Here is a 13,210-nt window from a genome sequence, read left to right as displayed (position 1 = left end):
GCAGCCTCAGCGCGCTGAAGTTCGCGCCCGTCGATATCGCATGATCCTCCCTTTTCGAATGAGCTCTTGGTCTCGATGTCCGAACGGCCGCGGTATCCGTGGCCTGCCTGTGGGGCTTCACCCACGGCGGTCCGGCCGGGACGATCGTCGGACGATACTGGCCGAACTCCTCATCTAATAGTAAAAATATACCCGACTTGGGCTACTGGACATCGCTCGTGCATGAAGCGATCCACGATCAGGAAGGATATTCGAGCTTGCAAGTTGCCGCCTTCCCGTCGGACCGAGCTGAAGAAATCCTCGCGTCAGCTTCGAGGCTATTTGCCCGCCATAGCTATGCGAATGTGACGATGGAGCAGGTTGCAGCGTCGGTTCGATCGGTGCCGGGGGCGCTCTATCACTACTTTCGCGACAAGGAGGACCTGATCTATCACTGCTACCTGCGCGGGCTCGCGATCTACAGGCACGAGATCGAGACGGCGGCCGAAGCGGGTATCGACGGGCTCGAGGTCGTCAGGCGCATCATACGCGCCCGGCTGCGGCGTGAAGGTCAGCGTATGATCCTGTTTTCCGACATCGATGCACTGGCCCCATCTTACAGCAATGACGTGCACGCCAGGCGCTGGCAGAATGCCACGCTGCTGGCCGATATTGTGAAGCGAGGCGTTGGAGACGGCTCGATAGCTTGCGATGAGCCGCTCGTTGTCGCCGTGGCTCTCATCTCCATCCTGGACTGGGTTCCGTTCTGGCTCTCCGAGCGCGATTACTACACGCGCGAACAGGCGATTGATGCGATTGATGACATCGTCACGCATGGAGTCTATCGGCGCGATATCGCTTTACCGGACATGCCCGAACCGCCGAGTCTCGCGCCGTTTCTCCAGGCTCGCTCGAGATTGAATAAGCGCGCCGCGAAGCTGGACAGAATGCTCTCGATTGCTTCGGACAGCTTCAATCGAAGGGGGGCATTGGGCACGTCTCTTGAGAGCATCGCGGCGGAAGCCGGGATGACCCGCGCGGGCATCTATTATCACTTCAGCGAAAAAGAGAGTCTCTTGCTGGCTTGCCTGCAAAGAGGGCTCGTCGGCGAGATCGGCATTCGGGAACATTTGCAGGATCTGGGGCTTGGAGCGTTTGATCACATCGTTCAGAGAGTTCGTCTGTTGCTGATGCTGCACGACACCCCATGCGGCCCCAAGGCGACCTACCACAACATCAACTATCTCAACGACGTTGACCGAAAACACTATGTGGAGCAGGTGCTCGCAACGATCGGCCAGGACCAGAAGAACCATCAACGTTGGATCGACGAGGGGCACTTCCGGAAGGTCGACACGCATTTCGCGGAACGTGTCTTGACTGGTATGAGCCACTGGTACCCGATCTGGTTCAGAGATGTGCGGGGCTGGTCACCAATTCAGATCGCCGATCATTTTTCGCGGCTGTTCCTCGCGGGGCTCAAGCCGCGTCGTCGTTCGGCCTGAACAGCCAATCCGGCCCAGCTCGGCCCGTTGAAGGATCCACGTCCTTCAACTGGATCGTTCGACAAAAGCTGGGACGAGCAGGCGGACAAAAGTTGACTTGAATTTCAATGAGGGGGAGGGGGCGACAATCTTTGTGTTAACGACACAATTATGGCTTGCGTCAAAACTTTACACAGTATTCAATATTTGGGATAGCGAAGGTGGCGCGACCGACGTTGCATGGCAGCTTCGATCGCCAAGGAACAAGAACATCCAAAAGGGAGAAAGCCAGAATGCAAAAACTCATAATTGCTGCGGCGGCAGCGCTGACGGTGCTCGGAGGAGCGGCATTCGCGCAGGAGACCATCAAGATCGGCTACATCGATCCGCTGTCCGGCGGCGGCGCCAGCGTCGGTGAAGGTGGCTTGAAGACGTTCCAGTATCTGGCCGACGAGATCAACGCCAAGGGCGGCATACTGGGACGCAAGATCGAAATCCTGCCCCTTGATAACAAGACCAACCCGCAGGAAAGCCTGGTGCAGGCGCAGAAGGCTATTGATGCCGGCGCCCGCTATATCACGCAAGGCAACGGCTCGTCGGTGGCCGCTGCTCTGTCTGATTTCATCACCAAGAACAACACGCGCAATCCCGGCAAGGAGGTCCTTTACTTCAACTATGCCGCTGTCGATCCGAGCCTGACCAATGAAAAATGCAGCTTCTGGCATTTCCGCTGGGATGCCAGCTCGGACATCAAGATGGAAGCGCTCACCAGCTATATGAAGGATGTCCCGGCGATCAAGAAAGTGTACCTGATCAACCAGGACTATTCCTTTGGCCAGTCCGTGCGCGCCGATGCGCGCAAGATGCTGGGCGCCAAGCGGCCGGACATCCAGATCGTCGGCGACGAACTGCATCCGCTGCTGAAGATCACCGACTTCTCGCCTTACATCGCGAAGATCAAGGCGTCAGGCGCCGATAGTGTCGTGACCGGCAACTGGGGCCAGGACATTGCACTGCTGCTCAAGGCAGCTGCCGATGCCGGCCTGAAGGTCAATTGGTATACCTATTATGCCGGCGGCGCTGGCGGTCCGACGGCGATCAAGCAGACCGGCCTGGACCATCAGGTATTCCAGATCACGGAAGGCTTTGCCAATTCGGGCCACCAGCCGGCAATGGAGTTCGAGAAAGCATTCCGCGCCAAGGTCAATATGTCGCTGTGGTATCCCCGCGCGGTCAACGAGATGCGCATGTTCAAGGCTGCGGCGGAGAAGGCCAACTCGCTTGACCCTGTGAAGGTCGCGGCTGCCCTCGAGGATCTCAAATTCGAGGTGCTGGACGGTGGCGAGGGCCTCATGCGCAAGGATGATCACCAGTTCTTCCAGCCGATCTACATCTCGTCCTTCGGCAAGCTCGCGGCAAACGAGCCGTTCGACGAGGAAGGCACCGGTTGGGGATGGCACCTGGTTTCCAAGATCGATACGTCCAAGACGATGGTTCCCACCACCTGCAAGATGACCCGGCCGTAAGCCCTTAAGCTTTGCCTTCCCGCGGCCGACGGCGGCCGCGGGAAGGTCGTGGTTCGCGGACGGGACCGACGAATTCGCCGAGGCCTTCTCGGTCCCGGCTAGAGGTGTGAATGCTGTGCTTGAACTGATCGTTATATCGACACTGAACGGTCTGTTGTTCGGTATGCTGTTGTTCTTGCTGTCGAGCGGCCTGACCGTCATCTTCAGTATGATGGGCGTGCTCAACTTTGCCCACGCCAGCTTCTATATGCTCGGCGCCTTCTTCGGCTTTCAGCTCACCAAATGGATCGGCTTCTGGTCGGCGCTGCTGTTGGCACCGCTGCTGGTCGGCGCGATCGGCATGGCCGTCGAACGCTACGGCCTGCGCAACACGCACAAGCACGGCCACGTCGCGGAGCTGCTTTTGACCTTCGGTCTCGCATTCGCGATCGAGGAAATCGTGGCGATGATGTGGGGCAGGAGCCCCGTCGACTACCGCGTGCCGGCGCTGCTCGACTTTCCGGCCTTCACGATCTTCTCGACCAACTATCCCGCCTACAAGATCTTCATGCTGGCCGTGTCGATCGTGATCTTCGTCGCGCTGTTGATCGTGCTCAAGCGTACGCGGGTCGGCTTGATCGTGCAGGCGGCGCTGACGCATCCCCACATGGTCGGACATCTCGGTCACAATGTCGGACGCGTGTTCATGCTAGTGTTCGGCGTCGGCAGCGCGCTTGCGGGAATTGCGGGCGTGATCGCCGGTCCGGCCCTGGTGACGCAGTCCGATATGGCGGCGGCACTGGGCCCGATCCTGTTCGTGGTCATCGTGTTCGGCGGCCTCGGCTCCTTGCCGGGCGCATTCATCGCCTCGCTCGTCATCGGCCTGGTGCAGACCTTTGCGGTGGCGTTGAACGGTTCGCTGGCGAGTGCTTTCGGTCCGCTGGACCCGTCGGCGGGCCCCTCCGTGCTTACCGACATCTGGAACGTCACGATCGCCCAGGTGGCGCCGATCGTGCCGTATCTTCTGCTGGTGATCATTCTAATCGTACGCCCCATGGGCCTGATGGGGACGCGCGAGTCATGAACGCCACGACGACTTCCGCATCGAACATCTCAGGCAAGTCCGCCGGCGACAGCCTGCGCTTTTATGGCGTCTGGCTGGTCGGCATCGCTACGCTGATCCTCCTGCCGATGATCTTCTCCTCCGGCGGCTCGCTCACGTCCTTCAGCCTGATCGGCATCGCGATCGTGTTCGCGCTGTCCTACAACATCTTGCTCGGCCAGACCGGCCTCCTGTCGTTCGGCCATGCGGTGCATTACGGCCTCGGCGGCTTCGCGGCCTGCCATGTGATGAATGCCGTGGTCTCGCACGGCTGGCCGGTCCCGCTTCCCTTCATACCGTTGTTCGGCGGGCTCGGCGGTCTTGCTTTCGCAATGATCATCGGCTGGGTGATGACCAAGCGCGCCGGCACCGTGTTCTCGATGATCTCGCTGGGCATTGCCGAACTGGTGGCGTCCTCCTCGCTGATCCTGCGTTCCGTGTTCGGAGGTGAGTCCGGGATCTCGACCGACCGCACGGCTTTGCCGAAAATGTTCGGCTGGACTTTCGGTCCTCAGATTCAGGTCTATTACCTGATCGCGTTCTGGCTGGTGATCTCCGCGATCGCGATGTACGCGCTGACCCGGACGCCGCTGGGGCGGATCAGCAACGCCGTTCGCGACAATCCCGAGCGCGTCCAGTTCATCGGCTATGATCCGCACGTGGTCCGTTACATTGCCTTCTGTTTTGCCGGGTTCTTCGCCGGCGTGGCTGGAGGCTTGGCTGCGATCAACTTCGAGATTGCCAACGCGGCCTATCTCGGCGCGATCCAGTCCGGCCTCGTGCTGTTCTCGACCTTTATCGGAGGCGTCGCATTTTTCTTCGGCCCCATCCTTGGCGCGATCCTCGTGACATATCTGCAGCTTGGGCTGACCAGCGTCACGGGCGTGTGGCAGCTCTATTTCGGCATTATCTTCATCGGCATCGTGATGCTGTCTCCGGGCGGCATCGCCGGCCTGATCATGATGCACCGGCCGCTGGCTCGTGCCGGAACTTTGCAGACGGTGATTCCGTCCTATGTCGTCGCGGCGGTGCCGACCCTGGCGCTGGCCTGCGGCGTGATCCTGACGATCGAATCGATCGCGCGCACCCATAGCGGCCAAAGCAGCCCCATCAACCTGTTCGGTGTTGCCTTCACTCCGGCGTCGCCGATGACGTGGGCGAGTGCGGCGATCCTTATCGTCGTCGGCTTCTTCGTGGCGCGCCTCAGCTGGCGACGAGTCGCCGATGCTTGGGATCGCGCGGCGACGATCGCGCGCGACCGGGGGTATCTGGCATGACGGCAGCCATCGAACTTAACGCTGTCGAAAAGCGCTTTGGCAACGTCGGTATTATCCGGGACCTCAATCTCAGCGTCGCGCAAGGCGAGCGTCATGCCATCATCGGTCCGAACGGTGCCGGCAAATCGACGACGTTCAACTTGATCAGCGGCCATATCAGGCCGAGTTCGGGCGAGGTAAGACTGAACGGCGATGTGATCTCCGGTCTCAGGCCCTTCGAGATCAACCGGCGCGGCCTGTCGCGGTCGTTCCAGGTCACCAACGTGTTCTCCCGCATGTCGGTCTGGGAGAATGTCCGTTGTGCCGTGCTGTGGGCGACGGGGCACCGTTACGCGTTCTGGAAGAACGTCGACAGCCTGCCTGAGGTGCGCGAACGTACCTCTCAGATACTCGACGATATCCATCTGACGCACCGGCGCGATGTTCCGGCGGGCTTGTTGACCTACGCTGAGCAGCGCGAGCTTGAGATCGGCATCACCATCGCCGGCGGTGCCAATGTCGTGTTGCTGGACGAGCCGACCGCCGGCATGAGCCATGCCGAAACCGACCGTGCGGTGGCGCTGATCCGGCGGTTGACGGAAGGCAAGACGCTCGTGATCGTCGAGCACGACATGAGCGTCGTGTTCGGCCTTGCCGATCGAATTTCCGTGCTGGTCTACGGCCACATCATTGCCTCGGGCACGCCGGAAGAGATCCGGCGCGATCCGAAGGTCAAGGAAGCCTATCTCGGCGAGGAGGCGCACTGATGCTCGAGGTCAGGGATCTGCACGCCTACTACGGCAAGAGCCACATTCTCCAGGGCGTCGACCTCGATGTCGCCTCGGGCGAAGTCGTGAGCCTGCTCGGCCGCAATGGTGTCGGGCGTTCGACCACGGTCAAGGCGATCATGGGCGAGGTCGCGCCGCAAGGCACGATCCGCTTCAAGGGCAAGGACATCGCCGGGCTGCCGAGCTACAGGATTGCGCGTCTCGGTCTCGGCTATGTGCCGGAGCATCGCGACATCTTCCCGGGTCTGACCGTTCGCCAGAATTTGCTCCTCGGTATCAAGGACACGCGACGTCCCGGCAAATGGCAGCTTCAGGACATGCTCGACATGTTTCCCAATCTTGCCGCGCGGGCCGACACGCCTGCGGGGGTGCTGTCAGGCGGCGAGAAGCAGATGCTCACGACCTGCCGGACCCTGATGGGCGACCCCGATCTCATCATGATCGACGAGCCGACCGAAGGTCTTGCCCCGCTCATCGTACAGCAGGTCGGGGATCTCATTGCCCGCATTGCGCACGCCGGCGTCGCGATTCTCCTCGTCGAGCAGAAGCTGTCGATTGCGATGAAGATCTCCAACCGGGTCTACGTTATGGGACACGGTCGCGTCGTCTTCGAAGGGACGCCCGAGCAACTGAAGTCGAACGGCGACGTTCGCGCGCAATGGCTGGAAGTGTGAGATCGGGCGTATCCGCACGTCGATGCAGAGTTGAAGCCGAGCGCAGCCTGCGATCGATCGGCTATTTCTCCTTCGTGTTCTCTTGCTCGCGTTCCTCGCGCGCACGGTCGACGGCACCACCTTGCGGCTGCCCGCTGACCTTCACGCCGGGGAGATGATCGACCTTGTTTTTCTCGGCATCGTCAGCGCGCCGCAGTTCGCGGTCGATGATGTCACGTGATCCTTCCGCCGGTTCCTTGTCGAATGGGCTTTTGGTCTCCACGCTCATATGAATGATCCTGCTTGTGGTCGCATGTTGATTGTTGAGGCAAGCCCGGTTCGAGCCTATCGTTCCTGACCAAGCCGCACCTTTCGGGCGGATTTATTCCCTGTGATCGTCGATCTCCGCTGCGACCTGTCCGTAGTTCAGCAACGCAACCAGGGTCGTTCCGCCGAGAATGTTTCCGAGCAGTGTCGGCATGAAGAAGTCCGAGGCGTATTGGGCCAGGGATGCCCGGCCGCTCTGCACCAGGAAGGCACACTCGACGGAGCCTGCGACGATGTGCGAGAATCCGCCGAGCGCGACGACATAGGTCATTATGACGATGATGTGCGCGCGTGATTCCTTCGCCGCCGGAAGAAGCCAGGCCATCAAGGCGATCAGCCAGCCGGCGAAGATGGCCCGGACGAAGGTGGTCGAGAACGTCCCCTCGACCGTATGCCGGCTGATGTCGACGAAGGCGTCCACAATGCGCGGCTCGAAGATGCTGGTGTGGGCGAGCACCGACCCGATCGCCCAGGTTCCTGCGACGTTCGAAGCAAGGACCAGAAACCACAGCTTGAGCACGCTTGCCAGAGTGCGGAGGTCCCGGTTGTGCAAGAGCGGCAGGATCGGCGTCAGCGTGTTCTCAGTGAACAGTTGTTGCCGTCCCAGCACCACGACGAGGAAGCCCACCGTGTAGCCGAGCGGAGCGACCAGGCGCCGCGTCGCATCATCCGAAATCAGCCCGTGAAACGCGCCCTGAACGATCAGCGACAGGGCCATCGACAGCCCTGCGGCAAGACCGGAGAGGACGATCGCCCACCAGCGCCGCTCCAGTTCCTGCTCTCCCTCTGCGCGGATCGTTTCATGGATGAGCGCGGCGCTCGGCCGGCTCTGGGATTCGACCTGCTTGGTTTGACGCCGCGAGACGCCGTCGAGCTTGGATGCAGGACTGAAGGAGGCTCCGTCGCCAGGCTGATCCACGCTGCGGTCTCCGAAAGAATGATTGAGTCCAAGACTTCGGGGCGTGCCATTCCGTTCCTCCCGAACATTGTGGTTGGCTCGTTGTGCAATGCAGAGATCGAAGGAACCTTCACCCGATGCATGAGTTGGCGGCTCGGGCAGCGAAAGTTACACGAGCCCGATCGTGCAAAAGGATGTGCGCGTGCGCTCCACGGCGCAATCGCAGGCCATCCGATCCATCCGATGCTGGTGCCGATCCCGATTGCGTGCTTCATCGGGGCGCTGCCGACCGACATCGCCTATGTCGCGAGCGCCGAGATCATGTGGGCGGACTTTTCCGCCTGGCTCCTGGTAGTCGGTGTCATCTTCGGCGTGCTCGCCGCCATCGCGGGGCTGACTGACTTCATCGGCAACCGCCTGGTCCGGGCGCGGACGTCCCGTCGGCGTCGCCATCGACAAGACCGGTGCGCCGCTGGTTGCCGACGACAGCGGCAACACGTTGTGGCGGGTGAACGCTGCGCATCCGCAGCTGACGCAACGTTAAGCCCGGTCCCGCGTTGGGAGTTCGGAACAGTTAAAGCCCAAGCCAGGAGGAGGACAATGGGTCTCGCTCAATACGCCATCGTGCCGGTACAGGACGAATGGGGCGTGCTGCATGACGGCGACGTCAGGAGCCGGTACGCCACCAAGGAAGCCGCGTTCGAGTCGGCAGTCGCCGCGGCATCACTGGCCCTTCGTGAGGGACACGAGGTCCATGTCAGCGTGCCCGGCCGCGAAGCCGGCGACAACGCGCTGGGTGTGTAGAGTGCCCAGCCGGCGGATAGCGTTCGCAAGAAGGAGGCCGCAATGACCAAGCCCCGCGAGCCCAACGGCATCGAGCCATCCCGCTCCGAGGACGACATGCAGCGCGACCAGCTCGGTCCGCGCGGCGTGCCTGGCGCGCCCGATCCTGCCAAGATGACGCCCCAACGCGACAAGAAGACCCCGAAGCACGTCGATCCCGGCCATACCGCTTGAGGCGGGCGCTGTCTCTTTTCGAACCCTGCCTGGTTTTTCAAAGTTTGGCCGGGGCGACCTGAACCGATCAGGCAATATTCGCGGCGCGGAAAATCGCGGACGGCAACGGCCCCCTGGGGCGGCCGGAGATGGCCGCATGCCGCCAGTGCAATGCTCGCACCTTCGAAATAGTGTATCCGCAGGAAGCGCGGCCTGCGGCCTCGCCGCCGCGCCAAGATCAGTTCTCCGGAGGAAATCGACATGTCGGCCCTGCCGCTTTCAGGCATCAAGATCCTTGACCTCACCCGCGTGCTTGCCGGGCCCCTGTCGGCCCAGATGCTGGGCGATCTCGGCGCGGAGGTGATCAAGATCGAGCGGCCGGGCACCGGCGACGACGCGCGCGCCTTCGGACCGCCTTACCTGAATGACCCCGATGGCAAGGCCAACAACAACAATTCATTCTATCTCTGCGCCAACCGCAACAAGAAGTCGGTCACGGTCAATATCGCCAAGCCGGAAGGGCAGGCGATCGTCCGCGCGCTCGCCAAGGACGCCGACGTCTTCATGGAGAATTACAAGGTCGGCGATCTCAAGCGCTACGGCCTCGACTACGAGACCATCAAGGCGATCAATCCCGGCATCATCTACTGCTCGGTCACCGGCTTCGGCCAGACCGGCCCGTACGCGCCGCGCGCCGGATACGACGCCATCCTGCAGGCGATGGGCGGGTTGATGAGCGTCACCGGCCATATCGACGGCGAGCCGGGTGAGGGCCCGATGAAGGTCGGCCCGTCGATCGTCGACTACATGACCGGGATGAATGCCTCGATCGGGATCCTATCGGCGCTCTATCATCGCGACGCCAAGGGCGGCCAGGGACAGCACATCGACGTCTGCCTGTTCGACACCGTCATCGCATCCCTGTCGCACTGGCTGCAGATTTATCTGGTCAACGGGAAGACGCCGCCGCGCCGCGGCACTTGGGGCAATGGCGGGATGCCGGCCGGTGTGTTCCGCTGCGCCGATGGCGAGCTGATGCTGGTGGTCGGCAACGACGGGCAGTTCCAGCGCACCTGCGCCGTGCTCGGCGAGCCGGAGCTCGCGAACGATCCCCGCTTCGTCAAGAACAACGACCGCGTCGTGCACGGCAAAGAGATCATGGCCATCTTCGCCGGCCTGTTCCTGAAGAAGCCGGTGGCTTACTGGCTGGAGAAGCTGGAGGAGGCCGGCGTGCCGTCAGGTCCGATTAACAATTTCGAGCAGGTGTTCTCCGATCCGCACGTTCAGTCGCGCGGCATGCGCGTGAAGGTCAAACATCCTTTCGAGCCGGATCTGTCGCTGGTCCGCAATGCGCTGACCCTGTCGGAGACGCCGATCAAGGAGTACCGCGCGCCGCCGCTGCTTGGGGAGCACACGCAGGAGGTGCTCGGCGGCAAGCTCGGCTTTGACGCGGAGAAGATCGCGGCCTTGAAGCAGCTGGGGATCATCTAGCGCGTTCCTAGCCTCTCCCGTGGAGCGCCGGGGAATGTGCCTGGTCGTGCAGGACGCCCGCATGCCGGGGCTTGCGTGAAGCTTGCGCGCAATCCCCAGATAATCCCGGTCCGTAGTCGCACAGGCTTCCGCTTCGCGCGCGACTCTGATTCGATCCCTGCACTTGAGTTCGGGAGGGAAGCGAATGTCCTACACGATCGGGTTCCAGGCCAAGGACCAGAAGTCCATTCTGGCGACCGAGGCGGCCACCGCCAATCAGGCCGTCGCCATCATTGCCGCGCTGCGGCAGAGCGCGGACGAAATAAAGTTCATCCGCTCGCCGCAGGAAGGCGAGATGGGTATCGAGATGCTGCTGCTGCTCGCCAAGGAAGAGGCCGAGGAGATGCCGCAGCGGGTCTAGCCGCCGCGTTAGCCGCAAAATTCAGGCATTTTCCGCCACGCCGAACTGACCTCGCGCCGGGTTTCGACCGGGCTCATTGATCAGCGCGCGTCCCGTGCGAGTGCGCGCGCGGGGGCTTTCGCCTCGACCTTTCCCGCCGTCAGCGCCATCGTCGCCACGCTGACCACGCGTGCGACCACGTCCTCGACGTCATCGAGATCGCATTTGCCTTCCGACAATTTCGTCAGTCGCTCGCTCTCGCGGATGGTGTGATGCGCCATCGCGAGCGCAAAGTTGAGGCCCCAATAGATATCGACCTCGCTCCGATCGGGCAGGGACCGTCGCATCGCGCCGGCAAATTTGCGCAAATGGTCGATCTCGCGGTTCTTGATGCGGCGGATCGGCGGCACGGATTCGATCGAGGCACGGATCATGAAGCGCGCGGCGGTGGAGCGCTGGGTCTCCGGGCCGAGGCAGCCGCGCAAGGTCGGACCGACGAGGGCGCGCAAGATCGCCTCGATCGGCGCGCGGCCGCCGCCTTGCTCTTCCGCCGCCTTTAATTCGCGCAGGCGCTCGCGGTTCGTGGCGATCGAGCGCGTGACAAATAATTCCGCGATCAACTCGTCCTTCGAGCCGAAATGATAGTTCACCGCGGCCAGGTTGACATTGGCGGCCGCGACGATGTCGCGCAGCGTCACGTCGCCGAAGCCGCGATCGGCATAGAGCCGTTCGGCGGCGGCGAGAATGGCGGACCTGGTGTGATCGCTGGCCATGAAATGTCCCGAAGGGGAGGAGTTGCAAATCAAACAGTTGTATGAAACTATCGTTTGAAGGCCGGAAAAGTCAATCCGCATTCGGACTCGTTCGCAACTTCGCGGCTTGGTCAGAAGGGCCCGCGCTCTCGACCATTGCGGGCAGCGCGGAGCGGGAGGACAATCCGGCGCAAGAGTGTCTGTTGAAAGAAGCGAGGAGCGTCCCATGGACTTCGATATGTCCCCCAAGCAGAAGGAATGGCTCGACCGCGTGCGGTCCTTCATGGCCAAGCACGTGCGCCCGGCGGTGCCGATCTACGACCAGCAGGACAAGAGTGGCGACCGCTGGAAGGTCATCCCGATCCTGGAAGACCTCAAGAAGAAGGCGAAGGCGGAAGGCCTCTGGAACATGTTCATGCCGCCGTCCGAGCACGAGGACGACGAATTCCGCGGCGCGGGACTGACCAATCTCGAATATGCGCTGCTGTCGGAAGAGATGGGCCGCATCACCTGGGCCTCGGAAGTGTTCAACTGTTCCGCGCCCGACACCGGCAACATGGAAGTGTTCATCCGCTACGGCTCCAAGGAGCAGAAGCGCAAATGGCTGCGTCCGTTGATGGACGGCGAGATCCGCTCGGCCTTCCTGATGACGGAACCTGCGGTTGCGTCGTCCGATGCCACCAACATCGAAACCCGCATCGAGCGCGACGGTGATCACTACGTCATCAACGGCCGCAAATGGTGGTCGTCCGGCGTCGGCGATCCCCGCTGCAAGATCGCGATCCTGATGGGCAAGACGGATTTCAAGGCGGCCAAGCACCAGCAGCAGTCGCAGATCCTGGTTCCGCTCGACACCCCCGGCATCAAGGTCGAGAAGATGTTGCCGGTGTTCGGCTTCGACGATGCGCCGCACGGACATGCGCAGGTGCTGCTCGAGAACGTGCGGGTGCCGAAGGAGAATATCCTGCTCGGGGAGGGTCGCGGCTTCGAGATCGCGCAGGGCCGCCTCGGTCCGGGTCGCATCCATCACTGCATGCGCACCATCGGCAAGGCCGAGGAGGCGCTGGAGAAGATGGTGAAGCGTCTCACCTCGCGCACCGCCTTCGGCAAGAAGATCGTCGAGCACAGCGTGTGGGAGCAGCGCATCGGCGAAGCCCGCACCAACATCGAGATGACCCGCCTCCTGTGCCTCAAGGCCGCCGACATGATGGACAAGGTCGGCAACAAGACCGCGCAGGCCGAGATCGCCATGATCAAGGTCGCGGCGCCCAACATGGCGCTGAAGATCATCGATGAGGCGATCCAGGCCTTTGGCGGCGCCGGCGTCTCGGACGAAGCGGGCCTTGCCAAGGACTACGCCCACATCCGCACGCTCCGTCTCGCCGACGGTCCGGACGAGGTGCATAACCGCGCCATTGCCAGACTTGAGGTTCGGAAGTATGCAAACTCTCCCGGTCATTAGACGGGAGAGCCTGGAGGCGCTCCCGGCTTGACGAATGAGAGGGCATGATCCGGTGACCGCTTGACGCAAGTGCGTCAGCGGTTACCGACTAGGATCATGCTCGACCTGAAATGGTCAGGACTGAAGAGGGAGCGTCAC

The 13,210-nt window shown here is 62.0% G+C and carries 14 protein-coding genes and 1 pseudogene; 12 read left to right on the top strand and 3 right to left on the bottom strand.

The genetic code is table 11. The features are described 5' to 3' along the window. Positions 1 to 218: 218 nt before the first annotated feature. From ASG57_RS33415 to ASG57_RS33390, 6 genes are all read left to right on the top strand, one after another. The gene (locus ASG57_RS33415; RefSeq protein WP_162250093.1) at positions 219 to 1,484 is read left to right on the top strand and encodes a TetR/AcrR family transcriptional regulator; all 1,266 of its coding nucleotides are present in this window, start codon (positions 219 to 221) and stop codon (positions 1,482 to 1,484) included. Between the two features lie 272 nt (positions 1,485 to 1,756). Continuing rightward, positions 1,757 to 2,989 (top strand): branched-chain amino acid ABC transporter substrate-binding protein, encoded by a 1,233-nt coding sequence (locus tag ASG57_RS33410; RefSeq protein ID WP_024340686.1) that lies wholly within the window; start codon positions 1,757 to 1,759, stop codon positions 2,987 to 2,989. Positions 2,990 to 3,104: 115 nt separating this feature from the next. Then, positions 3,105 to 4,052: a branched-chain amino acid ABC transporter permease gene (locus tag ASG57_RS33405; RefSeq protein WP_057199087.1), complete on the top strand. Its 948-nt coding sequence runs from the start codon at positions 3,105 to 3,107 to the stop codon at positions 4,050 to 4,052. Continuing rightward, positions 4,049 to 5,347: a branched-chain amino acid ABC transporter permease gene (locus ASG57_RS33400; protein ID WP_024340684.1), complete on the top strand. Its 1,299-nt coding sequence runs from the start codon at positions 4,049 to 4,051 to the stop codon at positions 5,345 to 5,347. The genes ASG57_RS33405 and ASG57_RS33400 overlap by 4 nt, the downstream gene beginning before the upstream one ends. Then, entirely contained in the window at positions 5,344 to 6,093 is a 750-nt protein-coding gene (locus tag ASG57_RS33395; protein WP_057198996.1) for an ABC transporter ATP-binding protein, read from the top strand. Before ASG57_RS33400 ends, ASG57_RS33395 begins: the two co-directional genes overlap by 4 nt. Further along, complete coding sequence (locus ASG57_RS33390; RefSeq protein WP_024340682.1) at positions 6,093 to 6,788, top strand: ABC transporter ATP-binding protein; 696 nt, start codon at positions 6,093 to 6,095, stop codon at positions 6,786 to 6,788. The genes ASG57_RS33395 and ASG57_RS33390 overlap by 1 nt, the downstream gene beginning before the upstream one ends. 61 nt (positions 6,789 to 6,849) lie before the next feature. Here the strand turns inward: ASG57_RS33390 and ASG57_RS33385 are convergent, their stop codons facing one another. After that, entirely contained in the window at positions 6,850 to 7,056 is a 207-nt protein-coding gene (locus ASG57_RS33385) for a hypothetical protein (protein WP_057198995.1), read from the bottom strand. 93 nt (positions 7,057 to 7,149) lie between these two features. Next, on the bottom strand, positions 7,150 to 8,013 hold the full coding sequence (locus tag ASG57_RS33380; RefSeq protein ID WP_057198994.1) for a formate/nitrite transporter family protein: 864 nt from the start codon (positions 8,011 to 8,013) through the stop codon (positions 7,150 to 7,152). Here ASG57_RS33380 and ASG57_RS39890 point away from each other — a divergent pair. From ASG57_RS39890 to ASG57_RS33360, 5 genes and pseudogenes are all read left to right on the top strand, one after another. Beyond that, positions 7,897 to 8,364: pseudogene (locus ASG57_RS39890) on the top strand (DUF2231 domain-containing protein); the annotation flags it as partial. The gene ASG57_RS33380 and the pseudogene ASG57_RS39890 sit on opposite strands and share 117 nt — an antisense overlap. Positions 8,365 to 8,592: 228 nt before the next feature. Continuing rightward, positions 8,593 to 8,796 carry a hypothetical protein gene (locus tag ASG57_RS33370; protein WP_028145980.1) on the top strand — a complete coding sequence of 68 codons (204 nt, stop codon included), beginning with the start codon at positions 8,593 to 8,595 and terminating at the stop codon, positions 8,794 to 8,796. A gap of 42 nt (positions 8,797 to 8,838) precedes the next feature. Next, a complete protein-coding gene (locus tag ASG57_RS38885) occupies positions 8,839 to 9,009 on the top strand; it encodes a hypothetical protein (RefSeq protein WP_196232390.1) in 171 nt (56 codons plus the stop codon). 240 nt (positions 9,010 to 9,249) lie between these two features. Continuing rightward, positions 9,250 to 10,479 (top strand): CaiB/BaiF CoA transferase family protein, encoded by a 1,230-nt coding sequence (locus tag ASG57_RS33365; RefSeq protein WP_057198993.1) that lies wholly within the window; start codon positions 9,250 to 9,252, stop codon positions 10,477 to 10,479. Between the two features lie 184 nt (positions 10,480 to 10,663). Beyond that, complete coding sequence (locus ASG57_RS33360; RefSeq protein ID WP_024340678.1) at positions 10,664 to 10,879, top strand: hypothetical protein; 216 nt, start codon at positions 10,664 to 10,666, stop codon at positions 10,877 to 10,879. An 80-nt stretch (positions 10,880 to 10,959) separates the two neighbouring features. Here the strand turns inward: ASG57_RS33360 and ASG57_RS33355 are convergent, their stop codons facing one another. Then, positions 10,960 to 11,631: a TetR/AcrR family transcriptional regulator gene (locus ASG57_RS33355; protein WP_057198992.1), complete on the bottom strand. Its 672-nt coding sequence runs from the start codon at positions 11,629 to 11,631 to the stop codon at positions 10,960 to 10,962. Positions 11,632 to 11,836: 205 nt separating this feature from the next. Between ASG57_RS33355 and ASG57_RS33350 the strand changes: the two genes are divergently transcribed. Beyond that, positions 11,837 to 13,072, top strand: coding sequence for an acyl-CoA dehydrogenase family protein (locus tag ASG57_RS33350; protein WP_024340676.1), 1,236 nt, complete (start codon positions 11,837 to 11,839; stop codon positions 13,070 to 13,072). Positions 13,073 to 13,210 lie beyond the last annotated feature (138 nt).

It is taken from the genome of Bradyrhizobium sp. Leaf396 (genome assembly GCF_001424605.1).
Classification (GTDB): Bacteria; Pseudomonadota; Alphaproteobacteria; order Rhizobiales; family Xanthobacteraceae; genus Bradyrhizobium; species Bradyrhizobium japonicum_C.
Note: the sequence above shows the minus strand (reverse complement) of the source record. Positions and strands in the feature narration are given on the sequence as shown.